Here is a 26,334-nt window from a genome sequence, read left to right on the forward strand (position 1 = left end):
TGCTTTTTGTTTACAGAATGGGAACGAACGATTTTTGGAAGAAGAATGTGGTATAATTCGCGCAGGAGCGTGATGTTATTATGTTATGGACAGCGTCCATTGTCTGTTTCATCGCTGCATTGCTGATTACCCCCGTTGTCAAACGTTTTGCCATTGCAGTGGGCGCGGTGGATAGTCCGGATGCACGAAAAGTACATGTTCGAATCATGCCACGTCTAGGTGGGCTTGCGATTTATATCTCATTCATGATCGGATACTTTATCTTACAACCATCGAGTCCATATGCGACTCATATATTAGTCGGTAGTTTCGTGATCATCATGACCGGTATGTTGGATGATCGTTTTCAACTGAATGCTAGGCTGAAGTTAATGGGACAAATCGTAGCGGCAGTCATTGTTTTAAATGGTGGGATTCGAATCGAGTTCATCAATTTGCCGTTTGATCAACAGCTGTATCTCGGGTGGTGGAGTGTGCCACTGACCTTCTTGTGGGTCATCGGTATCACGAATGCCGTCAACTTGATTGATGGATTAGACGGACTAGCTGCTGGCGTATCGAGTATCGTCTTGTTGACGCTAATCAGTTTAGCTGTGATTCAAGGGAACGTCTACGTGACGATCGTTGCGATCCTCTTGCTTATGAGTACGCTCGGTTTTCTGTTTCATAATTTTTATCCGGCAAAAATTTTCATGGGAGACACGGGTTCGCTGTATCTTGGATATATGCTGGCCGTACTTTCCCTACTTGGATTCAAAAATGTAACTTTATTCTCACTTGCTGTACCAGTCATTTTGCTCGGGATTCCGATTTCAGACACGCTGTTCGCTATCGTGCGTCGTATGTTACAAGGGAGACCGCCGTTCGCACCCGATAAAGAGCACTTGCATCACCGCTTACTCGATTTAGGATTTACGATGAGACAAGCCGTTTTAGTGATTTATGGACTTTGTGGTGTGTTCGGAATGACGGCAATCCTCTTTTCGCAAACGAATTCGCTCGGTGCTTTTATTTCTCTCGTTATCTTATTGATCGTACTAGATATTTTAGTCGAATCATTGGGTTTGTTAGGGGATAAATATCGACCGATTCTCAAACTATTAGAACGTCTTACAACGAAATGATTTAAAAAGATCGCTCATCTCAATGTGCGGTCTTTTTTTAAGGGAGATGAGAAAATGCAAGAAATAAATAAAAATGAACGCATTCAGTACTTGGATATTTTGAGGGGATTTGCTTTATGTGGCATTCTATTTGTCAACATGCCAAGTTTTCTTGGCGATCGACCGAATGCGATGATGGGAGACGTCGATCAAGCGATTCGTTTGGTGTTTGACCTCTTCATCCAGACAAAATTCTATACGCTGTTTAGTGTCTTGTTTGGAGCAGGTTTTTATCTGTTCATCCAGCGTTTGCAGCAAAAAGGATTACCGAAGACAATTTTTGCACGACGTCTCGGGATTCTTCTCGTCATTGGACTACTACACTTATGTATTTGGCAGGGAGATATTTTACATACGTATGCGTTGACCGGTTTTATCTTATTGTTATTTATAAAAACAAAGCCGATCACGAAGCTCTTGTTTGCGGCAGCATTTCAAATCTATGCTCTTTTGCTCTACCTACTTATTTTCTTTGGGGCTCGTCAATTGGGCGACACTCCCGTCGTCGAGCTAGATAAGACACTTCAGTCGTTCGTCGCATCGCGCGATCTCCTCGGATTTTTATCACATCACGCGACAGTTCAATTACCGGAAGCCCTCATGAATTCTGGTGTCATTTGGCCAGAAATTTTATCCCTGTTCTTGATTGGAGCCTATTTGATGGAACGCTTCAGCGCAGCGCCACCGACGAATCGTTTCCTGTGGTGGACGCTTGGAATTAGTTTACTCCTGACACTTCCATCATTTGCAGGAATCATACAGGCGCATGCTGACGTACCAGACGGATCCATCAATCTATTTTACGTCTGGCTCTCAGGACGCACGCTTGCGATCACCTATGCTTGTGCCGTTGCGCTACTCGTTCGTGCTGGACGCATGCAATGGTTTGCTGGACTGGGACGGATGGCATTGACGAATTATTTGATGCATACAGTCGTCTTTACCGTGTTCGTCTTCTTCAGTGGACAACATGGAACGACACCGTTATGGCAAGGACTGTTACTCGTTTTCCTGCTTTTGATCGCACAAGGTGTTGCTTCAAACAGATATCTCCAGTCTCATCCACAAGGTCCCATGGAGAAATTGTGGCGAAAAGGGACTTATGGAAAGAAAAACCGTTGAAGTTCACAAGAACTTAACATCTTTTATGTAGAATGAAGGATGGAGGTGAAACATGCATCGTTTAATTGAAATCTTTCTTGTATCGTTCAAGCTCGGACTGACGTCGTTCGGAGGTCCGGTCGCCCATCTCGGGTATTTTTATGAAGAATATGTCAAACGGAAAAAATGGATTGATGAGAAAGCATATGCTGACTTAGTTGCGCTCTGTCAATTCCTCCCGGGTCCCGCTTCGAGTCAGGTCGGAATGGGAATCGGTTTGATCCGTGGAGGCGTAGCAGGGGCGATCATTTCCTTCGTCGGCTTTACGTTACCGTCGAGTATCGCCTTGATTCTGTTCGCGATTCTTGCGACACAGTTTGATGTCGCAGAAGCCGGATTCATTCATGGCTTGAAACTCGTTGCGGTTGCAATTGTTGCTGACGCCGTCCTTGGCATGGGAATGAAACTTGCGACAGGCGTCAAACGGATGACGTTGATGCTACTGGCGCTAGCAGGCGTACTCTTGATCGCACATCCACTGGCACAAGTCGGTGTCTTGTTGCTCGCAGGTCTTCTTGCGTTCTTCTGGTTTAAAGAAGAGACGGAGACGGGTGGGTCCTTGTCGATTCGCGTACCACGCCTACTTAGCATCACGGCACTCGTCTTATTCTTCGTCTTACTTGCCGTCACACCGTTTCTCGCGCAATCTGCGACGGGAACCGTCCAACTGACGAGTATCATGTACAGTGCCGGTGCCCTCGTCTTTGGTGGCGGACATGTCGTCTTGCCATTCCTTGAGCAGACACTCGTACCTGGATTGATGAACACGGATACGTTCCTTGTTGGTTACGCCGCTGCACAGGCGGTACCGGGACCACTCTTTACGTTCGCGACGTATCTCGGTACGATCGTTTCTGGTGTTTCTGGAGGAATTCTTGCGACGCTCGCGATCTTCCTACCAGGATTCCTACTCGTCATCGGTGTTTTACCGTACTGGGATCGTATTCGGAAGAATCAATCGGTCGGTCGGATCTTGATCGGCGTCAATGCTGCAGTCGTTGGTATTTTACTTGCTGCCCTTTATGATCCAATCTTTACGTCAAGCATCAAGAGTGGTCTTGACTTCTTGATTGCCTTCGGTTTGTTCTGTTTACTTCGTTTTTATAAACAGTCGCCGTTACGAATCGTGTTGATTGGAGCCGTTCTCGGACTCCTATTCTTTTAAAACGCACAAAGAAGCAGCAGACAGGCGTCTGCTGCTTCTTTGTTTTCGCTTAATGAAGCTTTAAATTCGAGTCAAAAAGACAAGTTCGATATCGTGGCGCCACTCACGTTGGACTTCCGTAAAGCCAAAACGAGCGTAGAGCGTAAGGGCAGGAAGATTACGCGCACCTGTCATGACATGCTTCACGTGATCATGCTGAAGCAGGTGGTGCAGTAAGGATTGGGCGATGCCTTGGCGAAAATATTCCGGATTCACAACGAGGCGCGTGATCGTTCCATCAACATATGTGATCGCACCGACTACGCTATCATGCAAGAGATAAACGAACCCGTTCGGTTGCTCCGCTTCGATGTCATCGATCGTTTCCGATAAAGGTGGAAAGTCTACTGTTTCCAGTAGACGCGCTTCGATTCGATAAGCAAGACGTTGAAGTTCTAGCAAAGCTGCATGATCAGTTGATCGTAGTCGTCGTATCATCCGTCGCCTCTTCTGATGTCGTCATGTCAGTAGCGTCATCAGCAGGTAAATTGAGCTGTTCTTTTAATGTTGTTTTAGCTTCGGCAAGTGAAAGTGGATCGATTTGATAGTAATAGACGCCATTGATTTTCGTATCTGATCCCGTTAAATCAATACGATTAATGGATCCGAGTGATTTGACGAACGGTTGTAGCTGGAAGGCTTCCGTTAGTGACATATTCGTTTTGAAGTTATCGCCTGTAGCATCCATCAAGTCATTGAGTTTCGTGATCGAACCGAAGGAAGTCGACTGTTCGATAATCGCTTGTACGATTTGTTGCTGGCGTTTTGTACGTCCGATATCACCCTCAGGGTCTTCATAACGCATTCTGGCGTAGGCCAACGCTTCTTCCCCATTGAGTGTCTGCTGACCAGGTTCGAGTTTGATACTGTTTCGTTTATCGGAAGAGTCGAGTGTGTCGATCGGTAGTTTGACGTCGACATCAATACCGCCAAGCGCATCGACGATAGCAACGACACCATTAAAGTTGATGGAGGCGTAATAGTCTACAGGAATATCAAACAACGTTTCGACTGTCTCAATCGTTGAATCAATTCCTCCATAAGCATACGAATGGTTGATTTTATCTTCATATCCGACAGAAGGGATTTGTACGAGAGAATCTCGAGGGATGCTGACCATGTCTACGGTTTGATCTGTTTTATTGAATGTGGCGATGATCATCGTATCAGCGCGAGAAGAAGTGTCTCCGGGACGTTCATCCGTTCCGACAAGCAAGACGGAGAAATGGTCCTTCGTCAAGTCGACTGCCGCTTCACGTTTTTCTGACTTGTCTCCACGTGCTAAGTCGACTTTTGTCTCATTAGCCGTTTGAAGAGTCTTGTTGGCGACGTAAGCGAATGCTGCACCGCCAGTTACTAAAATGATCAAAAATAAAAAAACAAGACGCTTGAACCAAGAACGCTTCTTTTTTTTCTTTGACCGTGATCGTATCGGTTCATCCATTTCAAGTACCCCTTACTTAACAGAATTATTAAAAAACTTTCGGAATCTTTACAATCAGTATAGCAGGTCAGGAAAGAATGTCACGTTCGAGGTAGCGAAAAGCACCTTCTTGGAAGTGGGCTTGCGCATTCGTCAGATCTGTCATCCATTCAATAAAGGTAGGAACATCTGCCGTTTTGACTAAGACATCGACTTGAACTTGATCCAAATAATGAATCTGATCAATCGGATGAATGCTTGATCGAAGTTCATTCTCAATTTTTCCAAGCCACGTATAGTCAATGTGCACTTCTAACACTTGATGCTGAATCCGTTCAACAACGCCGATTGCATTCAATGCTTCCGAGACGCTTGAGCCATAGGCACGAATTAATCCACCGCCACCAAGCTTAATGCCGCCAAAATAACGTGTGACCACAACAACGGTATCGCGTAAATCTCTTTTTTTCAGTACTTCAAGCATCGGGACGCCTGCTGTTCCGCTAGGTTCACCATCATCACTCGCTTTTTGGATTTGATTTTGTTCCCCGATGACATACGCAGAACAGTTATGATTTGCATCATGATGCTTCTTTTTAATCTGCGCAATGAAGCCTTGTGCCTCTGTTTCGGAAGAAATGCGAGAAATATATGTAATGAATCGAGACTTTTGAATAATGATTTCGTGGAAACCGTTTTCTTTTACTGTATAATAATGAGATAATGTCATACTATTAATGTCCTCCTCGTTGACTAGTTCTTTCTAGCATAACGACGTTCAGAGAGAGAGACAACCATTTGAGTGGTAAGGACCGGAGGGAGTCACGATGACGCATGAAATGAAGGAGCGACTGTCGTTGAATGATATCGTACAAAACATCATTGGTGTCGTAGAGGAAAGTCGCGAAGAAATCGTTCGGATCACGGAGGATTCGAGAGAGCAATATGCTGAAATCCAGCAAGAATTGCGCGACTTGAAAGTTCGTGTCCATGATTATATAAAAGAAGCAGAGCGACTAGAACGTCATATTAAGGATGCCAAGACACGACTAGTCATCGTCAGCAAAAATTTCGAAAACTATTCGGAGCAAGATGTTCGGAAAGCCTATGAAACAGCGAACTCACTACAACTGGAGTCGTTTATCAATCAACGGGATGAGATGAATTGCCGGAAGCGGCGTGATGAGTTGGAACGTCGTCTCATTCAGTTAGACGAAACAATCGAACGAGCGGATATGCTGATTGGACGTGTATCCGTTGTCTTGAATTTTTTGACGGACGATATGCAAGTCATGAATGAGAAGTACGAAAAAGCGATGCAAAAACAGGAAATGGGCTTAAAAGTTTTTCAATCTGCTGAAAACGAACGACGGCGGTTATCTCGCGAAATGCATGATGGTCCAGCGCAGACATTGGCGCACGTATTAATTCGGGCGGATCTGATTGAAAAAATTCATCAACACAATGGAGCAGAAGCTGCTTTTGAGGAAATTCATCGTCTTCGTGTCTTGATTCGAGACGGATTAGCGGACATTCGTCGCATTATTTATGATCTCCGTCCAATGACGTTGGACGATCTTGGTTTCGTCCCGACGCTTGAGCGGTATTTACGACATATGCAAGAAATTTCGAATATTGAGATTCAATTTAAATATCTAGGCGGTGGCGAACGGATTGACTCCACCTATGAGGTCGCGGTCTTCCGGATCGTTCAAGAAGCTGTCCAAAATGCCGTGAAGCATTCCAATGCAAAGGACATTCGTATTATCATAGAACAATATCAACATTCCATTCGCATTCACGTAAAGGATAACGGAGTCGGATTCGACTTCGACTCGATCGTCGACTCACATGACGAGTCGTTTGGATTGATCGGGATGCGTGAACGCATTGAATTGATCGATGGAGAATTCGAGGTCGAAACGTACCCTGGGGGCGGGACGGTCATCAAGGTAAAGATTCCGATCGAGGAATCCGAAGCGAGAGGGGAAACACTGTGAACAACGAGCAAGTGAAAGTAGTCATCATTGACGATCATCAGTTATTCCGTGAGGGAGTAAAACGAATTCTTGACTTCGAGGAAGAGTTCGTAGTCGTAGCGGAAGGAGAGAGCGGCGTAGATGTCATTCCTCTCGTCGAAGCACACCAACCAGACATCGTATTGATGGATATCAATATGCCACAAGTCAACGGTGTCGATGCAACGAAACGTTTAATGGAAGTACACCCGGAAGTTCGGGTCATCATCTTATCGATCCATGATGATGAGACATATGTCATGCACGCCTTAGGAGCGGGAGCCGTCGGATATTTATTGAAGGAGATGGCGACGGATGAACTCGTCAACGCGATTCGTTCCGTCTATCGTGAAGGTGGATATGTACACCCGAAAGTGACACCAAATCTACTTCAGGAATACAGACGTCTCATGAAGATGAAACAAACGATGGCGTCACAACCCGTTGAACGTCAGGTGGCTGAAGCACCACTGCACGTATTGACACGGCGTGAATGTGAAGTTTTGCAGCTACTGGCAGATGGATTCTCGAACCGTGCGATTAGCGATACATTATATATCAGTGAAAAGACAGTTAAAAACCACGTATCTTCGATTCTTCGGAAAATGAACGTTCCAGACCGCACCGGTGCGGTCGTCGAAGCGATTCGCCGTGGATGGGTCGTCGTCGTATGAACGGATAGGAAGACGGGAGCAGGACTCCCATCTTCCTTTTTTTATCCACTCAGAAGTGCTACACTTATAAACGATTGTGACGTATGAAAGTATACGTCACGACGGAACTATAAAAGCGAGGAAATCACGGATGAGTCAGATTGTGATCGTAACGGATAGCACTGCCTATCTGCCAACAACGTATTGTGAAGAACATCAAGTGCACGTCGCACCGCTTAGCGTCATCTTTGAAGGGGAGGCTTATCGGGAAGGATTTGATATCTCGGTTGCTGATTTTTATGAACGGATTCGGACGGGTAGCCTTCCGACGACTTCACAGCCGAATATTGGAGATCTCGTTGCGACGTTTGAACAACTGCCAGAAGGAACGGATATCATTGGCATCACCCTTTCAAGCGGGATCAGTGGGACATATCAAGCGTTGCACACGATCAATATGATGATTGATCATGTGAACGTCCATCCTATCGACTCACGTATTTCCTGTATGCCGCAAGCGTTTCTCGTCCAAGAAGCGGTTCGTTTGCGAGATGCAGGAGCCACGGCGGAAACGATCGTCCATCATTTAGAGGAACTAAAAGAACGCATTCGTGCGTATTTTGTCGTGGATGATCTCGAACACCTCCAACGCGGAGGTCGTCTCAGTGTCGCGCAAGCATTCGTCGGTTCGTTCTTAAAGATTAAACCCGTTCTTCATTTCGTTGACGGAAAAATCGTTCCGTTCGAAAAAATTCGAACGTTCAAGCGAGCCGTCAACCGAATCGAAGAGATGATGCACGAAGATATCGAGGGAGACGGAACCGGGTATACGATCGGCGTCATTCATGCAGAAGATTCTACGAAAGCAGAACAGGAGATTGCGTCCTTACAGACGAAGTTTCCAAATGCGCAAATCGAGATGAGTGTATTTGGTCCTGTCATCGGTACACACCTCGGACCGGGTGCAATCGGTATCACATGGTACAAAAAATAAGATGAAAACACATTGATGGAGTCTATCGTCAATGTGTTTTTTCTTGTCCAGATATATGAGGTAGCAAAACTATTTTTTGAGAAACTGCGTATTCCATCCATACATCTCTTATACAGCATACGTTGTCGATTTTCCCATTCGTCCGTCAAGATGAAGCAAATGGGAAACGAAGGAAGTGAAGCAATGGATATACGCGGGAGATGGATTTCAGCAAAACAGATGGAAACCCGATTGTCGACGCATCAACTCATTCCAGCCGTGACGTTTACGTGTCAGCGGTGTGGAGCCTTTCCGGTCAAAGGCCCTTGCACGTGCGGAAAACGTTGCTATTATTGTCGACAATGCATCGCTTATGGGAAGTTGCGCACATGTGATCAGCTCATTACGGATACCCGTACGCTCGATCCCGTACGCCCCGCTCAGCATCGACCGGTTCGTTTGACACCTGCTCAAACGACTGTCGCGCGGACAATTGAACAGACGATTCTCCGTGGTGGAAGGTTGCTAGTTCACGCGGTTTGTGGAGCAGGGAAGACACCGATGTTCTTCCCCGGTATCGAAAGAGCATTGGCGAACGGAAAGCGTGTTCTTGTGACGGCGCCACGTGCGGATGTCGTCCGTGAATTGACGCATCATATCAAACAGGCATTTCCGACTGCTCACGTCGTATCTTTATATGGTGGATCAGCGGATCGTCTTCTCTTAGGTGAAATCACGGTCAGCACGACACATCAACTGATTCATTACCGGTCTTGTTTTGATGTCGTCTTATTAGATGAAGTCGATGCCTTTCCGTTTCATATGAACTGGACGCTACATCGATACGTCAAACGGGCGATGACGCAAAAAGCAGCGTTGATTTTATTAAGTGCGACGCCATCGATGTGGCATCGTCGCTATCCGACAGTACGATTAATGCGGCGTTATCATGGACATCCCTTACCGGTTCCACGATTGAAGTCACCGTTTACGATGCAGTCGATCGTTGAGTGGTTGCATCAGTATGAACAGCAACCGCGTCTCGTGTTCGTCCCCCGAATCGCAGCGCTCGAAGCATGGCAAACACGATTGAAAGAAGTCGGTATTGATGTGACGACCGTCCATGCGGAAGATCCGGACCGCATTGAGAAAATCCAAGCATTTCGTACGACGAACGGTATTTTGCTCACGACGACGATTTTAGAGCGTGGCGTGACGATCTCTAACGTACAAGTGGCCGTCCTGGATGCTGATCAAGGGTTTAGTACGAAAGCCTTGATTCAAATCAGTGGTCGTGTCGGACGAGATGCGGCTTACCCGGACGGGGATATTTCATTTTTCGCCAATGATCGGTCGGATGCCCTATTTTATGCCATCCATCAGATTCAAAAAGCGAATCGATGGACGACTTCATGAAGTGTTTATGCTGTCAGCATGACTTTATACCTAACTGGGAACTGAGTAATATGTGGACTAGCCAAAACATTTGTAATCCCTGTAAAATGAAATTTGTAAAAAGTGGTGGATGTGTGGACTGTGGCAAACCAGGTATCGAGCTCTGTCAGGACTGTCGACGATGGCAAAATCTCGGTTTACCACTTCATACCCGTACGATGTATATTTACAATGAAGAAGCAAAGACATTCATGTATCGTTATAAATTTTTAGGAGATACTGTCCTAATTCGGATGTTTACTGATGAGTTGAAGAAGGTAAAAATGAGAAGAGGATGGATCGTTCCGATTCCGCTTAGCCGTGACCGCTTGTCTGAACGAAAATTCAATCAAGCAGAAGAGATCGCTAGACGAATGAATGGGAAGGTCACCTTAGCATTAAAGCGCGACGAAGGGACACCGCAGAGTAGGAAATCAAGAGAAGAACGTCTTAAACGATCGAATCCATTTCATGTCACGAAAGAAGTTGCAGGGAAAAATATCTTGCTGGTCGACGATGTCTACACAACAGGAATAACACTCCGGCAAGCGATGGTGCGTCTCAAGGAAGCGGGCGCAAGTGAAATTTCTGCAGTAACTTTATTTCGGAGTATTTAATATTTCATCATTCCTGCCGATACTCTGAATGAGGTGAAGGAAATGGATGTAGTAAACTGCAAATCTTGCGGGAAAATTTTTGTAAAACAATCTTCTGATCTTTGTCCGACGTGTATGCGTCAAGATCATCTGAATTTCGAAAAGGTACGCGAATTCTTGCGAGAGCGGCGAAAAGTCCGAACTTCACCGAATGATGTCGAGATGCAAACAGGAGTCAAACGCGAAACCGTCTTTCGTTATATCAAGGAAGGGCGCTTGTTGATTTCTGAGATTTCTCAAATGGAAATCACGTGTGAGAGTTGCGGAAAACCCTCTCATGAAGGGACGATTTGTGCTGACTGTCGTGATAAATTGCGACGTGACCTCGCCCAAGCGATGCAAGATTCTGTGGACCCTTCGAAACCGAGAACGTATCGAACTTAAATCAAGAATCTCGTAATCTAGAAAGCAGGTGTTCACATGCGAATTGATTCGACTAAATGGGTGAACATGCCCAAGACGTATGAAAGAAATCAACCCGTAGAAGGAACAGAAACAAAACGAATGAATCGAACAGACGAAGTGACGATTTCAAAAGAAGCACGCGTGCGCTTCGAAGGAACGACTTCATCGCGGGCAGATAAAATTGCCTCCCTTAAACAAGCCATTCAGGATGGAACCTATAAACCGGATGCGAACAAAATCGCGGAACGTTTCTTGAACTTGTAATAAGGTGAATGAAACTGACATTAGAAGCGACTCGGGGCACGGATGCGCGGGTCGCTTTTTATATGAAACGATAGCAAGGTAGTAAAGTAGTCGGACTCATGATAAAAGGAGCAAACACGATATGGAAATCATCCGACAGTTGACGGAGGCGCATGAAGCATTATTAGCGCTCGCCTTTTCGAAAAAAGAGGCATTGATTCAAAACGACATGAGTCGCCTTTCGAAAATCGTCAAGGAAGAACCCGTTTTGCTAAAACGCATCGCGACATTAGAGCAAGAGCGCATCGAATCCATGGGAACCGTGACGATGACGGAGTGGATCGCGTCGCACCCTGAAGATGTCGAAACGCTTCGAGCTCTCTTATCGACGATGGGGCAACTGCGAAAAGCGAACGCGCTGAACGCAGAGTTATTAGAACAATCGTTACATTACATCGAATGGCATTTGCAATTGCTCGTACCGGAAGCGGATGACTTTACATATGGTCAATCGACGTTTGACCGGACACACTTCAATCGAAATGCATAAGGAGGAAGTCGAATGGGTTCAACATTCATGGGGCTTGAAACGGGACGTCGTGCGCTGACGACGAGTCAATGGGCGTTACAAGCGACAGGAAATAACGTATCAAATGCCGGAACAGCAGGATTTTCAAGACAGCGTCTCGTCCAAGCGACGACGGAACAACTTTCGGTCTCCCTAGGCGGCGGAAAAAACGTTCAATTCGGAACCGGTGTCCGTGGAGAACTCGTCGAGCGATTACGTGACGTAATGGTCGATAAACAATATCGCGATGAATCGACGAAGTATGCGTACTATTCAACGAAAGCAGCAGCATTCGGGCGAATGGAAGATATCATCAACGAACCGTCTGAAACGGGGCTTGCGAAAACACTCGATAGTTTTTGGGCATCGTTACAAGGATTGTCAAAGAACCCGCAAGACTCGGGAGCGCGAAGCGTCGTTCGGCAGCAAGCGGATACCGTGTCAAAGACATTCAACTACTTAGCGACTTCTTTGACGAAGGTACAAGGGGACTTAAAGAATGAACTAGACGTCTCGACGAAAAAAGTAAATGATCTCCTTCAGAAAATCTATAACGTCAATACACAAATTCACGAAATTGAACCGATTGGCGTCTTGCCAAACGACTTATACGATGAACGTGATCGTTACTTCGATGAATTATCGACATATGTGGATTTTAAAAAAGTGCCGATTGATGCAACTGCTATTACAAGTGGAGGCATGGGGAATGCTTCAAAGATTGCTGAAGGACGTATGGATGTGGAAATCATCGTTCCGGGAGGTTCGTCATTACATGCGGTTGATATGTCAATCACACAAGCACGTTCTCTTACATTCACGGAGGATCCTACGACAAAAGCAATCACTGGATACAACACTACAACAGGACCAGTTTTATTCACAGCATCAAATAGCTTTTCAAACGGTAAACTTTGGGCTTTATTACAAATGCACGGTTACCAAAGAGATGGTGAAACGACACTGACAGGTGAATATCCTAAGATGCTCGATAATCTAGATAAGATGGCTGCTGCTTTTGCGAAGGAATTTAATGATGCTCATTCAAAAAACTTCATTAAATCCAAGGATGCTTCTGGAACTGTCAGCAATACGTATGGGACAAATGAATTTTTTATTGCTTCAGATGGTGGAACGGTCAAGGCCGGAACGATTTCAGTCGGAGATACGATTTGGAAAGACCTTTCGAACATTATGAGTTCACGAGACGGAAATATCGGGGATGGTTCTGGGGCATTGATCTTAGCCAACATCAAAACAACATCATTGAGTGATTTAAGTGCTCCGATCGGTTCGTTCTATCAATCGATCATCGGTGACATGGGGGTAGCGACAAGCCAAACGATTGACCTAGGAAAAAATGCTAGTGTTTTGATGGAGAATGCCGATCAACGCCGAATGTCAGTCTCAGCAGTCTCACTCGACGAAGAGATGACGATGATGATTCAGTACCAGCATGCATATAACGCAGCGGCGCGAAACATCACGACGGTCGATGAAATGCTCGATAAAATCATTAACGGTATGGGATTAGTCGGTCGCTAATAAGGAAGGAATGAGGACATGCGGGTCACACAAACGATGCTGACGAAGACGAATATTGGTCATTTATCTTCGAGTTACCAAAAACTAAGTACGTTACAAGAACAACTAATTAGCGGTAAAAAAATTCAAAAGCCGTCTCAAGATCCAGTCGTTGCAATGCAGGGGATCCGGTACCGGACAGAAGTCCGGGAAGTCGATCAGTTCAAGAAAAATGTCGATGAAGCGACAGGCTGGATGGACCTAACCGATTCTGCTTTAGATGAAGTGACGTCTGCCATGCGCCGGATCAACGAATTGACGACACAAGCAGCAAACGATACGTATGATGGCACACAGCGGAAAGCCATCCAAAGCGAAGTTGGACAGTTGATTGAACACATCGGGACACTGGCGAATACGAAATATAACGAGAAGCAAATCTTTAACGGTACACAAACGGATCAACCGTTCATCAATATGGAAGAACTGAAAGCATTTTTAAAAGACACTGTAAATACCGCAGACGTTGATAAGATTTTTACAGAAACCCTCGGAACAAGTGACGGAAAGATCGAGTATGAAGTGTCTTCAGGAATCAAGGTACAAGTCAACGTCACACCTACAGATGGTGGTGACGGTGGTGTGTTTGGAAAAGATACGTTCACGACGCTAAAGAAGTTATTTAATGCACTCGGTGGTACAAAAGCAGATGGAAGTCCTGGCAGTAGCACGAATAACGGAACTGAATTATCCGGCATGTTGAAAGACTTAACAGCGATGTTGAACAAAACGGTCGAAGTACGTTCGGATTTAGGGGCACGCGTGAATCGACTAGAACTAAATGCGTCGCGCTTAGAAGATCAAGAAATCATCGCAAAAACGGTCATGTCTGATAACGAAGACATCGAAACCGAACAGGTCATTATGGAACTGAAGTCACATGAAACGTTGCACCGTGCTGCACTCAGTGCCGGAGCACGCATCATCCAACCATCGTTACTTGATTTTCTTCGATAAGGAGTGAACCGGGATGAATCTTCCTCACTTAGAGATGCGACAGACCTCTGCTAAAATCGGTATGCAGACGATACCACTTGAGATGCGGCAAACGCAACGTCCGGCTGATCTTTCGATTGAACAACCGCAAGGGGAGCTAACGATTGAAACTGTAGCGGCTCGTCTCGAAATCGATTCGTCGCAAGCTTGGATCGAGATGGGACGAATCCCAGCATTCGAATCCGTCAGACGGTATGCGGATCTTGGTCAACAAATGGTACGTGAAGGAACGGGACGCGTCGCGAGTGAAGGAGATCAATTGATGCGAATCGAGCAAAAAGGCGAGGTCATCGCGCGGATTGCGAAGATGAACGATACGCCTCCAGCAGAAGTGACGACGATGGGCTTCATTCCTCGGAGTTTGGACCGGGTCAAAATTAATTTCACACCGGCTGAAGTGAATGTTCGTTACACTGCTCGTAAGCCGGTCATCGATGTCACGACGCATCGTCCGGAATTAGAGGTCACAGAAGGGAAAACCGACATTTTCCTTCGGGAACGAAATCAGCTAGATATATGGCCAGTGGGTGGCATATACGACGAGAAAGGATAATATTATGCAAATCGAAACAGATTTTTTTGGGGCGATTACGATCGAGCCAAGTGAGATCATTACCTTCGCTTCTGAATTACCGGGGTTTCCGGATGCCAAACAATTTGTCTTGTTGCCGTTTGGAGAAGGGGTACCGTTTTGGTCCTTCCAATCCATTGATCAGCCGGAATGCGCATTCATCGTCACGAATCCTTTTTGGATTGATCCAGATTATGTCTTTGAGTTAACGGATTCTGCAAAAGAACAGTTGAGTATCGAAGAAACAGCGCAAGTCGCTGTATACACGACGGTGACGTTACGTGAGCCTTTCCAGGAATCGACGACAAATTTACGTGCACCATTCGTTATGGAAACGAAACAGCGGCTCGCGAAACAAATCATCTTAGAAGATACATATCCGAATCGTCAAAAGATTGGAAGTCTGACAGAAGTAGGTGGACGCTGATGCTCGTATTAAAACGAAAGAACGGCGAAGCGATTCAAATCGGAGACGATATCGAACTGATGATTCTTGCAATTGAAGGAGATCAAGTTAAGCTCGGAATCCGTGCTCCGCGACAAGTCGACATCCATCGGAAGGAAGTCTATTTAGCCATCCAAGAAGAGAATACGGAAGCATCACGGAGTACAGGGTTGATCGGACAACTCTTGAAACAACAAGAAAAGTAAGGTCAAGTGAATGCCAGTGTATCCTCTCGTGATTCAGGCATTCTCTGGAAAAAAGAATACAAATCGACTCCCTGCACGTATCATACGAGTGCAGGGAGTCTTTCTTATCATGAAATAAATGCTCAAACGCGTTGAATCGTGTATAGTAAATGGAGAAGAAAAGAAACCTTTTGAATCAAAGAGGGAGTTGTCAGGAATGAATGAGACGAAGCAGCTGAAAAAAGACGCGAACCGTGTACTAAAAGCGACGAGTCGCACCTTCTATATCCCGATTAGTCGACTATCGCAAGACTTACAGGAAGCGGTCGGTGCTGCTTATCTATGCATGCGTGCCATCGATGAGATCGAAGACCATGAAGAACTAGCGACGGACATCAAGACGACGTTACTACGTGAGACGGCATTGATGATGCGTGGCACGTTCTCCGCTACGGCCTATCTCGAGTTGATCGCGCCTTACACGGCGCATCTGCCGGAAGTGACACTCCGTCTACCGGAGTGGATTGCCTATTGTCCGGCCGCAATTCGTCCGAAGGTCCTCGATTCGACGGCGGAGATGGCAGAAGGAATGGCGGTCTGGGCAGAGCGCGACTGGACAGTCAAAACAGAAGCGGATCTCGATGAGTACACGTATTATGTCGCTGGACTTGTCGGTGTGATGCTGTCAGACATTTGGTACTGGAAAGCAGGCATTGTCACGGATAAGCAACAAGCGATTGGATTTGGTCGTGGTTTACAAGCCGTCAACATTCTGCGTAACCAACAGGAGGATGCGGAGCGTGGTGTCGGTTACTTCCCACCTGGTTGGACGACGGATACGATGTTTGCTTATGCGCGTGAGAATCTCGCAGAAGCCGACGCCTACCTTGCGTCCATTCCGAAGGAGACGACGATTTATGAATTCTGTCACATTCCACTTGCACTCGCGCATGGAACGCTGGATGCCCTTGCAAGAGGGAAGGAGAAACTCAGTCGTCCGGAAGTTTTGAAAATCGTCGGTGCTGCTGTATTAAAACGATAAGCACAAACAAACAGCTGCCCGTTTCCATATAGGAAGCGGGCAGCTGTTTTTGTCTGTCATCGTAAGATATACATCGTCAATCCAATGAGTGCGGAACCGATCCAAATGAGAAGAACCGCTCGTCCGTAAGGGAACCGATACCCAGCACGTCGCGAAATGAGTAAACCGATCCCCATGACCGTCAGTGCGATGAAAAACGTCAAGAACACGGAGAGTTGTTGCATTCCGATTTCCTCCTATCAGTGCAAGTCAGCTAAGTACGCGAGCACTTTCTCTTCATAGGCTTTTCGATCGTGGGCATACGACTGGACATGACCGCCGTTTTCTGTGACGTAAAGTTCCGATCGTGGCGCTGCCTTTTGAATCTTCATACTTTCCGTCACTGGAATCGCATCGTCATCTTTCCCGTGGATCAACAGAATCGGGTAATCAATCCGCCGGACGGATTCGACCGGTTTGACGCGTTCGGGATTGAGTCCTGTCAACGGAGGTGTGATTTCTAGAATGATTGGTGTGAATGGGAAGTTCGGCAGCCCGCTCCAAACCGGAAGATTCGTGGCGAGATAGTTTTCTAAATCACTGAATGGACTATCGGCGATGACACCTACGACATCGGCATTCGGAGCGGTGACGAGCGAAGTCGCCGCGCCCATCGAGATACCATAGAGCACGACCGGCTTCGCCGAACGTGACTTCGCGTACCGCACAGCCGTCAACAAGTCGTCTTGCTCCTTGGCTCCGACAGTGACGCGTTTGCCGTCCGATTCGCCGGAACCTCGGAAATCAAACGTCAACACATTGTAACCGGCATCATGAAACTTCTTAAAGAGCGGTAAAACCGGAACATCTTCTTGCTCCCGGTTCTTCCCGTATCCATGCGCAAAGACGATTGTTAACTTTGCATCCTCACTCGGCATCCACCAGCCGGATAAGCGGGTTCGATCTTTATAGGACCGAAATGTCACGTCCTCATAGTCTAGATTTTCTGCCTTCTTCGGATTTGTCGTCAGTGCCTCGCGCTCCGGTTGTGTCAAGGATGAGCCGACATAACCGGAAATACCAACGATGATGACGACGACTAAGGTGACGATGATGATGATGGCAGCGATGATTTTTTTACGATGTTTTTTCCACACCCGCGTTCCTTCCTTTCGTTCGGTTAATGGATATCTTTTTTCTTGAAGCGACCGCCATGGACATCATGGATGTTGCCGATCGCAATAAAGGCTTGTTCATCAAAGTCACGAACGATGTCCTTCAACTTTGATTCTTCCAAGCGACTGATGACACAAAAAATCACTTTCTTCCCATCACCCGTAAAGGCACCTTCTCCATTTAAATACGTCATGCTTCGTCCGAGACGATCCATGATCGCAAGACCAATCTCTTCATAGTTCTCGGAAATGATCCAGACGCTTTTCGATTGATCGAGTCCATCGATGACGACGTCAATCGTCTTGAAAGCGACGAAATATGTAATCAAGGAATACATCGCCCGGTCCCATCCAAAGACAAAACCAGCGGCACCCAAAATGAAGACGTTGAAGAACATGACGATCTCACCGACCGAAAACGGTGTCGAACGGCTAAACGAGACAGCAAGAATCTCCGTTCCATCGAGTGATCCACTCGAACGGATGACGATGCCAACACCGATTCCGAGAATCAATCCACCAAAGACGGTCGCGAGTAAGTCGACGCTTGTCAACGGACCGATGTGTTCGAGGAGTTTCGTTGCGATCGCCATGATGAAGATCGCGTATAACGTCGATAGGGCGAACGTCTTCCCGATCTGTTTGTAGCCGAAGAAGATAAACGGGATATTCAGAAAGAATAACCAAAAGGCGAGGGTCGTGTCCGTGACTTTCGAGCCGATGATCGAGATCCCGACGATTCCGCCATCGATGATGTTATTCGGAACTAAGAATCCTTTCAGACCGACAGCAAAGATGATGGCACCGATCGTTAGCATGAGGAGACGTCGAAAGAGTTGACCTTTCGTCGAACGACGATGATGTTTCATCGGTAGTGGGGACTGCATGTCATTCCTCCCATCTAGAGTAAATTACTTTAAGATTAATATAACAAAAAAGCACGAAGACGTCTGTGAACGTCTTCGTGAGTGAGTCAAGGGGTGTAACGTAACGATTGGAAGAAGCGCATGATCTGTTCGGCTTCCGTTTCGTTCGTATATTCCCCCATATATTGTCCGTCTTGCTGACCGATGATCGTGACAGTACAGGTGACGAGTTGCAGCCCTTCGTTTAATCGAATGTCACACGTCGCGGCATGTGAAGGAAGGGGTGTCTCAGTCGAGAAATACAAGACCTTCGTACTTGTCTGATGTGCCTGTAAGTCAGAAAAAGCGAGCGTGAAGGACTCCGTATGATGTGTCAGCATCCGAATCTTTCCGGGAACGGAAAACCGTGGAACCGTATCACTTGATAGAGCACAAGCCTCGATCGGATAGAGGATTTCGCGGATTAAAAAGCCTTCCATCACATCACTCGGAACCGGTCGACTGAAGAGATATCCTTGGATACGTGGGCATTCGAGCATCCGAAACGTATCGAGCTGCTGAATCGTCTCGATGCCCTCTGCTACGACATGTAGGTTAAATTCGTTCGCCATGTACAAGATACTTTTAACAATCGCTTGCGCTTTCGCATCATCGTAAATGTGCGTCGCGAACTGACGATCGATTTTGATGACGTCGATCGGATAACGTTGCAAATAGACCATCGAAGAGTAACCTTTACCGAAATCATCTAAGGCGATCCGGACACCCAGGGCACTGACCGATTCAAGCGTGCGACTCGTCATCGGATCATCCATGATGAGGGCCGCTTCTGTGATTTCAAGTTCAAGCAGGGCCGGGTCGAGCGCATATCGTATTAAGGTCTGTTCGATTTGATGCTCGAATCCTGGAATCAACAGCCGCTTTGGTGAGACATTGATCGAGATCGGGACGAGAGAGGCACCGGTCTTGGACCACTCGTTCATCTGCCGGCAGGCTGCTTCGAGGACCCAGTCCCCGATGTCGATATGCAGCGCACTTTCTTCTGAAAGCGGAATGAAGTCGTTCGGCGGGATTCGTCCCCATTCCGGATGTTGCCAGCGGATCAAGGCTTCCATTCCGACGATCTTCCCCGTCCAGCTATCGACCTTTGGTTGGTACTCGAGGAACAACTGATCACGTTCAATGGCATAATGCAAGTCTTGCTCCAAACGATAGCGCCGGTAATAGTCAATATCGAGATTCGAAGCATAATGATGAAACGCACTGTGATCGTCGCGTCGTGAGCGGCGTAGTGCTGTGTAAGAATGCTTTAATAACTCAACGGCGTCCGTGCTGTCTTGAGGATAGCGACTGATACCGATCGAAACCCGGGCGAACAAGGCGTAGGGTTCAATTGAAATCGGTTGTGTCGAGATCGTAAGTAGTCTTTCCGCACACGGCGTGACATCTTGTTCATAGTCGGTCGAGACGAGCAGTGCATATTCATCCCCACCGAGGTGACCAAGAAAGACCTCGTCCGGTTTGACATCGTTTAAGCGGGCAGCAGTCGCTTGGAGCCACTGATCGCCGGAACCGTGACCGAACGCGTTATTGATCTCCGTAATGCGGTTGAAAGAAACCGAGAGAACGAAAAAAGGAACAGTGCGTGCTTGCCACGATTCAATCGTCTCAATCAGTGCTTGGCGATTCGGAAGACCGGTCACGACGTCCCGGAGAGCGAGTTGCCGTAACTGTTCTTCGTACGCTTTTTGTAACGTGATATCATGCAAGATGCTGTTGGAATACGCAATCGATCCGTCAGAGTGAAAGATCGGAATTTGTTGATCCTCGACCCATTTGATCCGCCCATCGGGAAAACGGAGGCGATACTGAAGTGTTCCGGCATGTCCTTGTAACAAGCGTTGCATGAACTTTCGCATCGCATCGTGATCTCGAGGATCGATTCGCGACAATAACCACGTATCATTTAAAATCAAATTTTTTGGTAACTCCTCGTAGATGTGCAAAAAACCTTGCGAATGAAATAAAATCCGTCCGGTCGTCAAATCAATTTGTGAGATCGCCGCGTTCACAGCCTCATAAATGTCACGGGCTTGTGCGCGTTCCATCTTCAATTGTTGACGGGCCGCATCGATTTCCGATAAGTCATACAAGACGATTGAAGCCTGATGCGCATGCCCTGCGCGACGTACTGCCTTCAAGCGCAACAATTGATACGAACCGTCTGACGTCAACAAGGACAGCTCTTGTTCGAACTGATCCTGCTTTCCTGCTGCCATGCGCTCGATTTCAAAGCGGAGCGGGTCAAAATCCCAAGGATGAATCCGTTCGAGTAACCGTTGTTGCTCAATTGATGACTGATCCTCCCTTAAACCGAGAAACTTCAGGAGCGAAGGCGAAGGCTCGATTTGATGCGACCGCAAGTCATAATAGAATAAGACTAACTCAGGCACCTGCTTGGTCAGCTCCAGTTGGGAGCGAATTTCCGAGACGTCTTCTTCGAGTTGTTTTTCGCGTGTCACATCACGCGCGACTCCATAGACACCGATGACATGTCCTTCCTGTTCAATCGGCATATTCGTGATTTTTAAGGTGACGAGATGTTGGTCTGCGTGCAATCCTCTTGCTGTATAATGAACCGTTTCCCCTTGTAACGCACGCTGGAAAAATTGCGAGACCGCCTCCATTTGATCCGGAGGATTAAACACGGAAAAGTGCTCGTATAAGGTATGTTCCGAGTATCCTAGGATTTCTGGAAGATGTTCATTGAAATAGATAATCGTACCAGCAGCATCAAAGACAAAAATCGCATCGGTTTGATGATGGAAAAAGGCTTCTGATTGTTCAAGACGAGATACTTCAAGCCCGCCGATATGAATCGGTGCCGTATCCGATCGTCGGATTGTTTTCATGGCCTCAAAAAACGCCATCTCTTCACCTCCATACGTAGTAACGCTTCAGTCTTACTATCGGATGAAGGGGAGAATCGTTGCAATGATTCCTTAAACAATAGACTATTATTTCAAAAAAACGAATGGAAAGTTAGAAAACGATGCAATTTTATTTCAAAATTAAGAGGTCAAGTACGACAAAAATCGAAGCTCAACGGTATGAGCTTCGTTTTATATGTTAAATCGCTAAATCGATCGAAGTGTCACTGGCGTTCGGATCCGCATCTGCTCCTTGATCCGGTGCGCCTGGCATGTCACCATCCGGACCATGTCCGTGTCCTGGACCATGACCATCGCGTGCTGGACCTTTTTTGAGGTCAGCGTAGCTTGAGACATCATCTGCGCGGGACTGGATGTGTTCCTTAATCTGTTTCGCTTGTTTTTCTGTCAGCTTGCCATCTTTGACTTGTTGATCAATCGCAGCAGTTTGTGCTGTCAGGACGGCTTTCTCGAAATCGGCGTAAGCAATCTTGTTTGCTTCCGCGAATTCAGGTAAGGGTTGATTCGCTTCCTTGAACTTCGCTTCATCGAGTCCAAGTGCTTTTAGAATCGCTGACGTCGAGTCGCCGAAGACACCACCTGGTCCATGGTCACCACGCTTGCCGTGTTCGCCGCGCTCCGGAAGATCGTCGTAGCTCTTCGCGTCCTTATATTCCTCAGTCAGACGAGACTTGATTTCCGTTGCTTGTTTTTTTGTCATCTTTCCGTCTTTGACGAGTTGACTGAGTTCACTCGTCTGTGCCGCAAGTAATGCTTTTTTGTAGTCGGCGAACTTGATCGACTGTGCCTTCGCATAAGCAGCGAGCGATTGATTCGCTGCGTCGAATTTCGACTGGCTCAGTCCGAGTGCCTTCAGGACGTCGGCGATCAATGATTCATTGAAGAAACCGGGTCCACCGTGGCGACCCATCGGCATCTTGTCTTTGAGTTCATCGTAGCTCTTGACGCCACTGAACCGTTCCGTTTGACGCTTCAGCATGTCGTCTGCTTGCGTTTGCGTTAAGTCGCCTGATTTGACGAGACTTGCCAGTTGTTCTTTCGCTGCTGCGAGTTCCGCCTTCTTGTAATTAGCGAACGAAATCCCTTTTGCTTTCGCGAGATCGGCGATCGATTGTCCTTTCTCGCGGGCAGTGTCTGCCTCAGCTTGTGTCAGGTTTAATTTTTTCAACAGTAACGTCATGTCGTGTTTTTTCATACCTTCGAAGTGGTGCCCGTGTTTCGCTTGTTTTGTCGTGCTCGAGTCGTCGTTCGTCGCAGCATATGCTGATGCGCCTCCGACTGTTAATGCGCTAATTGTCAATGCAGTGATCCATTGTTTTTTGAATGTCATGGGATGATCACTCCTTTCACCTTTTATGGTAGAGGGTCAGGAAAGAGAAGTTGTGAGGAAGTTGCAAAGAAACTGCGAAGAAAGGCAAATGAAGGCAAAAAGGCGCTACACTAAGAGTGGAGGGATGATGATGAACGTACTATTGATTGAAGATGAGCAAAAATTAGCGCAGGTGACGGCACGTTTCCTTCGGCACCATGCGTATGAGGTGACGATTGCTGGTTCGTTAGCAGAGGCGAAACAATATCTGACGACAGCGTTTGATGCCGTTTTGATCGACGTCCGCTTACCGGACGGTGACGGTTGGTCGCTCGTGCCAGGCATCAAATCACAAGTTCAACCGCCGGTCGTCTTCATGATGACATCGCGTGGAGAGGCGGATGATCGCGTCTTCGGACTTGAACTCGGTGCTGATGACTATCTCGTCAAACCGGTCGTCCTGAAGGAGTTGATGATTCGGCTTGAACGGGCATTAAAAGTCCGTCCGGTCGCTCGCCATGCGTTCGGTGACTTGACGATCGATGAGAAGGGACGCCAAGTCAAAACAGGTGAGCGGGCGGTCAGTCTCGCGAAGATGGAGTTTGAACTGTTACTCTATTTCATTGAACATCTCGGGGAGGCACTCAGTCGGGATCAGATTCTTGACGATGTCTGGGGCTATGCATTCGGTGGCGATACCCGGACCGTCGATACACACGTCAAACAATTGCGGGATAAGCTGCCTATCATTAAACGACAACTGAAGACGGTCCACCGGGTCGGCTATCGATTGGAGGCGATCGAATGAAACGACGTTCTTTGATGCGTAAGTTTTTATACGCTGTCGTTGGTCCGCTGCTCGTGATGGGGATCCTCAGTTTCGTCTTGACGGCGTTCCTCGTCAATCGGTTCGCAGAAGGTGAACGGTACGATCAACTCGCCCGGGAAGCGAACATCATCAAACAAGCGCTTGAAGCCGACACGCCAATTCCGCGTGACATCCAAGGATTTTTGACGACCGATGGATTAACGCAACGGATCGGTGCGCGCGGACCGGCCGGACGGTTACCACTTCTCGATAATCTTAAGAAGGAAGACGTCATCGAAGTACAAGACGAACGATTGCTGACGTATCAGCTGACTGTTGACGGAACGCGCATCACGACGGTCCGGCAAGCACCACTGGCGAGTAGTGCGCTGAGTGGTGTTTATCTTGCAATCGGACTCGCGTTACTCGTGACGTTGTTGCTGGCATCCTTGCTCGCCTACTATATGGGACGACACCTGACGCGACCGATCGTCACGCTTCGGTCTGTCGCTCAAAAGATTGGTGCCGGCGAGACAGACGTCGTCTTGCCAGCACGACCGAAGGATGAAGTCGGAGAGTTGATTGACGCGGTCGATGAGATGCAGACACAATTGAAACAAAAGGATCATCTGCAGAAGACGTTCATTGCCGGCATCACCCACGATTTGCGGACGCCGCTCGCGATCATTCGAAACGAGACGGAGGCGCTCGCAGCAGGTGTCATTCCCGTCGCTGAACTGCCCGACGTGACGACAAGCATCATCGAGGAGACGGATCGACTCGGTCATCTGATTGATGAGACGTTGCTTTACTCGAAGCTTGCTGGTGGACGGATGCCGCTTGAAAAGACGGATGTGGCACTCGATGAACTCGTGCTTGCGACAGTCGAACGCCTGCGCGGGACGTTCACGCAGGCAGGACTGACGCTGGCGACAGAGTTGCAACCGGTTAGGCAGTCCCTTGATCTACGCATGTTTGAACGCGTCTTGATGAACTTTCTGATGAACGCCCATTTTGCTTCACCCGTCGGCGGGACGGTTACCGTTCGCTTAACGCATGACGAATTGACGGTCGAGGACGAAGGAGCGGGAGTCCGAGAAGAAGACCGGGCGACGATTTGGGACGTCTACGTCAAACAAGAAGGCAGTGCCGGTCATGGACTTGGTCTTGCGATCAGTCGGATGATACTTGATAGTCATCAATTTGATTATGGTGTTCGAGACCGGAGTGGTGGGGGAGCGGTGTTCTACGTTCGGTTTTGATTGGACCAATTCGTTACACAAAAAGAGAGGTCAGTTCTCGGAAAGCTTTCCGGAACTGACCTCTCTTGAATTTCAACGATTATTCGCCTTCGTTCGCATGAACGAGACTTGGTTTAACGAGAGTATAGAACTCATCGCTCATCCCGACACGACTGCCCATCTGGCAAGCGAGTTCGAGTGTTTCTTTATAGAAGTTCGCGACGAGATCGTGGTTCTTGATGTGCTCGTCTTGCATCGCCTTTTTGACCCCAAGGACGACTTTATCGATTTGCTCATCGGCATCATTACGGACCGGTACGACGTTTTCCGGAAGATCGACTTCCTTATCGTGTCCGTTGAAGCGGAACGAGGCACCGAATCCGAGGTGTTCGAGGAAGAAGTGTGGTAACAGTTTACTCGCGAAGAACTGATGCCATTCCGTCTCTTTCATCGCTTCCATATCACGCTTGAACGACGTCGTTGCGAGTGCATAGCGATCGTGTGTATCCTTCATGAACTTCTCGAGGATTGGAACCTGCATTGCAAACGCATTTTTGAGCAAGTTATCGAGCTGTTCTTGCGTTAATTGTTCTTGTTCAGTCATCGCTTTAACCCCATTTCGTTTCGTTATCCCTATCGTAAGAAATTTAGACAATTCCGTCAAATCTTTTTCGAGAATAGAGTTTACCTATTTCACAAAAGGGAATCCATTACTATCGATTATTTTAAGGGGGAGTCAGCATGAAACGAATCGCAATGACAGGAGTCTTACTCGGAGCATGTCTGACTCCGGTGACGGGTTTTGCTGCAAGCAACGTGACATATAGTAAAGGGGTCGTCGCGAACGAATCGTTCGGCTATACGGTCAAGACGACGGACGCGTTAAAAAAGGCGATCCAACAAGATAAAGTCGAGCTCGTCAAGAACAAGACGGTCAAATCGAAATACGGTGTCATCACGCGGAGCGGTACGTTCGCGTTGTATTATAAAGTCAAAGGCGCGGATCAGCTGCTCGTCAATTTGAACTACGAGCCGAAGAAGCTCTCGAAAAAACAGTTCGACCGTGAAATCGGATATGGTACATATCTCGGGACGAAAGGGAGTAAAACGTACTACTACGTCTTACCGACGGAAGCTGTCAAAGGCGCTGTCGGCAAGAAAGCGGTCGAGAACTTGATCGTCAAGGACGTCCCGCAGATGATGAAGACATTTAAACTGCAATGAGCACTAGCTTTTGCTAGTGCTTCTTTTGTTCGTTCGGTATAGTTGAAAATGAGGTGA

The 26,334-nt window shown here is 47.2% G+C and carries 29 protein-coding genes; 20 read left to right on the plus strand and 9 right to left on the minus strand.

Features of this window, described 5'->3' with window-relative positions:
* Positions 1–80 precede the first annotated feature (80 nt).
* The 3 genes from NOM72_RS01500 (at position 81) to chrA (ending at position 3,489) form a co-directional block, all read left to right on the plus strand.
* Entirely contained in the window at positions 81–1,124 is a 1,044-nt protein-coding gene (locus NOM72_RS01500; RefSeq protein WP_023469304.1) for a glycosyltransferase family 4 protein, read from the plus strand.
* Positions 1,125–1,262: 138 nt separating this feature from the next.
* Positions 1,263–2,285 (plus strand): DUF418 domain-containing protein, encoded by a 1,023-nt coding sequence (locus NOM72_RS01505; protein WP_255997484.1) that lies wholly within the window; start codon positions 1,263–1,265, stop codon positions 2,283–2,285.
* A 52-nt stretch (positions 2,286–2,337) separates the two neighbouring features.
* Positions 2,338–3,489 carry a chromate efflux transporter gene (chrA, locus tag NOM72_RS01510; RefSeq protein WP_255997487.1) on the plus strand — a complete coding sequence of 384 codons (1,152 nt, stop codon included), beginning with the start codon at positions 2,338–2,340 and terminating at the stop codon, positions 3,487–3,489.
* Positions 3,490–3,549: 60 nt separating this feature from the next.
* Here chrA and NOM72_RS01515 read toward each other — a convergent pair whose 3' ends face one another.
* The 3 genes from NOM72_RS01515 to NOM72_RS01525 form a co-directional block, all read right to left on the minus strand.
* Complete coding sequence (locus NOM72_RS01515; protein ID WP_023469302.1) at positions 3,550–3,966, minus strand: GNAT family N-acetyltransferase; 417 nt, start codon at positions 3,964–3,966, stop codon at positions 3,550–3,552.
* Positions 3,941–4,972: an LCP family protein gene (locus NOM72_RS01520; RefSeq protein WP_023469301.1), complete on the minus strand. Its 1,032-nt coding sequence runs from the start codon at positions 4,970–4,972 to the stop codon at positions 3,941–3,943. Before NOM72_RS01520 ends, NOM72_RS01515 begins: the two co-directional genes overlap by 26 nt.
* 67 nt (positions 4,973–5,039) lie before the next feature.
* Complete coding sequence (locus NOM72_RS01525) at positions 5,040–5,681, minus strand: YigZ family protein (protein WP_255997490.1); 642 nt, start codon at positions 5,679–5,681, stop codon at positions 5,040–5,042.
* 97 nt (positions 5,682–5,778) lie between these two features.
* Here NOM72_RS01525 and NOM72_RS01530 point away from each other — a divergent pair, with 97 nt between their 5' ends.
* From NOM72_RS01530 to NOM72_RS01595, 14 genes are all read left to right on the plus strand, one after another.
* Positions 5,779–6,951, plus strand: a complete 1,173-nt coding sequence (locus NOM72_RS01530; RefSeq protein ID WP_023469299.1) for a sensor histidine kinase — start codon at positions 5,779–5,781, stop codon at positions 6,949–6,951.
* Positions 6,948–7,643, plus strand: coding sequence for a response regulator (locus NOM72_RS01535; RefSeq protein ID WP_023469298.1), 696 nt, complete (start codon positions 6,948–6,950; stop codon positions 7,641–7,643). The genes NOM72_RS01530 and NOM72_RS01535 overlap by 4 nt, the downstream gene beginning before the upstream one ends.
* A 130-nt stretch (positions 7,644–7,773) precedes the next feature.
* A complete protein-coding gene (locus NOM72_RS01540) occupies positions 7,774–8,616 on the plus strand; it encodes a DegV family protein (protein WP_023469297.1) in 843 nt (280 codons plus the stop codon).
* Positions 8,617–8,766: 150 nt separating this feature from the next.
* Complete coding sequence (locus NOM72_RS01545) at positions 8,767–10,011, plus strand: helicase-related protein (protein ID WP_255997493.1); 1,245 nt, start codon at positions 8,767–8,769, stop codon at positions 10,009–10,011.
* A gap of 302 nt (positions 10,012–10,313) precedes the next feature.
* On the plus strand, positions 10,314–10,646 hold the full coding sequence (locus NOM72_RS01550; protein WP_255997495.1) for a ComF family protein: 333 nt from the start codon (positions 10,314–10,316) through the stop codon (positions 10,644–10,646).
* 114 nt (positions 10,647–10,760) lie between these two features.
* Positions 10,761–11,069, plus strand: coding sequence for a hypothetical protein (locus NOM72_RS01555; RefSeq protein ID WP_145981725.1), 309 nt, complete (start codon positions 10,761–10,763; stop codon positions 11,067–11,069).
* Positions 11,070–11,135: 66 nt separating this feature from the next.
* Positions 11,136–11,354 carry a flagellar biosynthesis anti-sigma factor FlgM gene (locus NOM72_RS01560; RefSeq protein ID WP_241492300.1) on the plus strand — a complete coding sequence of 73 codons (219 nt, stop codon included), beginning with the start codon at positions 11,136–11,138 and terminating at the stop codon, positions 11,352–11,354.
* A 121-nt stretch (positions 11,355–11,475) separates the two neighbouring features.
* The gene (locus NOM72_RS01565; RefSeq protein WP_023469292.1) at positions 11,476–11,883 is read left to right on the plus strand and encodes a flagellar protein FlgN; all 408 of its coding nucleotides are present in this window, start codon (positions 11,476–11,478) and stop codon (positions 11,881–11,883) included.
* A 12-nt stretch (positions 11,884–11,895) separates the two neighbouring features.
* A complete protein-coding gene (gene flgK / locus NOM72_RS01570; RefSeq protein WP_255997504.1) occupies positions 11,896–13,446 on the plus strand; it encodes a flagellar hook-associated protein FlgK in 1,551 nt (516 codons plus the stop codon).
* 18 nt (positions 13,447–13,464) lie between these two features.
* A complete protein-coding gene (gene flgL, locus NOM72_RS01575) occupies positions 13,465–14,442 on the plus strand; it encodes a flagellar hook-associated protein FlgL (RefSeq protein ID WP_035396201.1) in 978 nt (325 codons plus the stop codon).
* A gap of 13 nt (positions 14,443–14,455) precedes the next feature.
* Positions 14,456–15,034 carry a DUF6470 family protein gene (locus NOM72_RS01580; protein WP_255997506.1) on the plus strand — a complete coding sequence of 193 codons (579 nt, stop codon included), beginning with the start codon at positions 14,456–14,458 and terminating at the stop codon, positions 15,032–15,034.
* Between the two features lie 4 nt (positions 15,035–15,038).
* Positions 15,039–15,479 carry a flagellar assembly protein FliW gene (gene fliW / locus NOM72_RS01585; protein ID WP_035396203.1) on the plus strand — a complete coding sequence of 147 codons (441 nt, stop codon included), beginning with the start codon at positions 15,039–15,041 and terminating at the stop codon, positions 15,477–15,479.
* Positions 15,479–15,703, plus strand: a complete 225-nt coding sequence (gene csrA, locus NOM72_RS01590; RefSeq protein ID WP_255997516.1) for a carbon storage regulator CsrA — start codon at positions 15,479–15,481, stop codon at positions 15,701–15,703. Before fliW ends, csrA begins: the two co-directional genes overlap by 1 nt.
* Before the next feature lie 196 nt (positions 15,704–15,899).
* Positions 15,900–16,724, plus strand: coding sequence for a squalene/phytoene synthase family protein (locus NOM72_RS01595; protein ID WP_023469286.1), 825 nt, complete (start codon positions 15,900–15,902; stop codon positions 16,722–16,724).
* Positions 16,725–16,780: 56 nt separating this feature from the next.
* On the opposite strand, the gene NOM72_RS01600 is transcribed toward NOM72_RS01595, so the two are convergent.
* The 5 genes from NOM72_RS01600 to NOM72_RS01620 form a co-directional block, all read right to left on the minus strand.
* Positions 16,781–16,948 (minus strand): hypothetical protein, encoded by a 168-nt coding sequence (locus NOM72_RS01600; protein WP_023469285.1) that lies wholly within the window; start codon positions 16,946–16,948, stop codon positions 16,781–16,783.
* 15 nt (positions 16,949–16,963) lie between these two features.
* Positions 16,964–17,860, minus strand: a complete 897-nt coding sequence (locus tag NOM72_RS01605) for an alpha/beta hydrolase (RefSeq protein WP_214859395.1) — start codon at positions 17,858–17,860, stop codon at positions 16,964–16,966.
* Positions 17,861–17,883: 23 nt separating this feature from the next.
* The gene (locus tag NOM72_RS01610; RefSeq protein ID WP_255997520.1) at positions 17,884–18,765 is read right to left on the minus strand and encodes a YitT family protein; all 882 of its coding nucleotides are present in this window, start codon (positions 18,763–18,765) and stop codon (positions 17,884–17,886) included.
* Positions 18,766–18,851: 86 nt separating this feature from the next.
* Positions 18,852–21,674 carry a sensor domain-containing protein gene (locus NOM72_RS01615; protein ID WP_255997522.1) on the minus strand — a complete coding sequence of 941 codons (2,823 nt, stop codon included), beginning with the start codon at positions 21,672–21,674 and terminating at the stop codon, positions 18,852–18,854.
* A gap of 199 nt (positions 21,675–21,873) precedes the next feature.
* The gene (locus NOM72_RS01620) at positions 21,874–23,025 is read right to left on the minus strand and encodes a hypothetical protein (RefSeq protein ID WP_255997524.1); all 1,152 of its coding nucleotides are present in this window, start codon (positions 23,023–23,025) and stop codon (positions 21,874–21,876) included.
* A 130-nt stretch (positions 23,026–23,155) separates the two neighbouring features.
* On the opposite strand from NOM72_RS01620, the gene NOM72_RS01625 reads away from it, so the two are divergent.
* Both NOM72_RS01625 and NOM72_RS01630 read left to right on the plus strand, forming a co-directional pair.
* Positions 23,156–23,812, plus strand: a complete 657-nt coding sequence (locus NOM72_RS01625) for a response regulator transcription factor (RefSeq protein WP_255997526.1) — start codon at positions 23,156–23,158, stop codon at positions 23,810–23,812.
* Positions 23,809–25,074: a HAMP domain-containing sensor histidine kinase gene (locus NOM72_RS01630; RefSeq protein WP_255997528.1), complete on the plus strand. Its 1,266-nt coding sequence runs from the start codon at positions 23,809–23,811 to the stop codon at positions 25,072–25,074. Before NOM72_RS01625 ends, NOM72_RS01630 begins: the two co-directional genes overlap by 4 nt.
* Positions 25,075–25,153: 79 nt before the next feature.
* Here NOM72_RS01630 and NOM72_RS01635 read toward each other — a convergent pair whose 3' ends face one another.
* Positions 25,154–25,657: a hypothetical protein gene (locus NOM72_RS01635; RefSeq protein WP_023469278.1), complete on the minus strand. Its 504-nt coding sequence runs from the start codon at positions 25,655–25,657 to the stop codon at positions 25,154–25,156.
* A 137-nt stretch (positions 25,658–25,794) separates the two neighbouring features.
* Between NOM72_RS01635 and NOM72_RS01640 the strand changes: the two genes are divergently transcribed.
* On the plus strand, positions 25,795–26,277 hold the full coding sequence (locus tag NOM72_RS01640) for a hypothetical protein (RefSeq protein WP_255997530.1): 483 nt from the start codon (positions 25,795–25,797) through the stop codon (positions 26,275–26,277).
* Positions 26,278–26,334 lie beyond the last annotated feature (57 nt).

This window comes from Exiguobacterium sp. LL15, assembly GCF_024436095.1.
In the GTDB taxonomy this organism is placed as follows: domain Bacteria; phylum Bacillota; class Bacilli; order Exiguobacteriales; family Exiguobacteriaceae; genus Exiguobacterium_A; species Exiguobacterium_A indicum.